Consider the following 1019-nt stretch of genomic DNA (forward strand, 5'->3'; position numbering starts at 1 on the left):
AAACTTCTTTTTCTTTCATGTTTAATTCGTTCTTGATTTCGATAACCACCTTTAGAGGGTGTTTGAAAAGTTTTTAGAGGTAAAATATCATGCTAATCGTCTTAGCATAATGCGGATCATGGCAAGATAAATAAAAGTCTCAGATGTTTCGGGTAATAACTCATAGTCTCTGACCAATCGCCGGCATCCCATCAGCCAACCAAAAGTGCGCTCGACTACCCAACGTTTTTTAAGCAAAACAAAGCCTTTGGCTTCTTGTGCTCGTAGAACTACCTGCACAATCCAACGGCAAAAGTTCATCACCCACTGCATAAACGGCTCACCGTCAAAGCCACCATCTACCCAGATGGTCGTCAAACGAGATACCTGGTCGTGAGACTGTTTGACCCGCTTGAGAACTTGTTTTCCCCCTTCGCGCTCACCCACATTGGCAGCGGTGACCAAGACTCGCAAGACTAACCCCAAGGTATCGACGGTCATAAATCGCTTGCGTCCCTTGATTTTCTTACCTGCATCAAAGCCCACTTCTTGACTCACCATTGCCGCACTTTTCACGCTTTGACTATCAATGATGGCCTCCGATGGACTCCGATGGCGCTCTTGCTCAATCCGTGTCCATTGCCGTAGACTATCATGTATTTTTAACCATGTCCCATCTTTGCGCCAATTGCGAAAATAAGTGTATACCGTCTGCCATGCAGGAAAATCACCGGGTAAAGCTCGCCATTGAACGCCCTCATACAGAATGTAGAAAATGGCGTTCAGGACTTCCCACATATTGACTTCACGAGGACGACCACCGGGTAATGGTTCTGGAATTAAGTCACTGATAAATTCATATTGAACACGGGTCAGGTTGCTGGGATATGCTTTACTCATGTCGCTCTCTCGGTCCTGCGTCTTTTGCTATTCGCAGCTTACACTGAGAGAGTTTTTTTACAAACTACCCGACTTTTCAAACAGCCTCTTAAAGCTTGGAGAACACTGATCTCATAGTTAATGCGATTAATACGTTCGTT

General features: G+C 45.0%; 1 protein-coding gene. It reads right to left on the reverse strand.

Features of this window, described 5'->3' with window-relative positions; genetic code table 11:
• Positions 1-87: 87 nt before the first annotated feature.
• Positions 88-879, reverse strand: coding sequence for an IS5 family transposase (locus ACM0OZ_RS48970; protein ID WP_414590182.1), 792 nt, complete (start codon positions 877-879; stop codon positions 88-90).
• Positions 880-1019 lie beyond the last annotated feature (140 nt).

Origin of the sequence: Scytonema sp. PCC 10023, assembly GCF_963920835.1 — a bacterium.
Classification (GTDB): domain Bacteria; phylum Cyanobacteriota; class Cyanobacteriia; order Cyanobacteriales; family Nostocaceae; genus Kalymmatonema.

What these genes read in the sequence shown, in the direction of transcription:
- ACM0OZ_RS48970 (WP_414590182.1), bottom strand. Translation starts at nt 879, where the DNA reads ATGAGTAAAGCATATCCCAGCAACCTGACCCGTGTTCAATATGAATTT.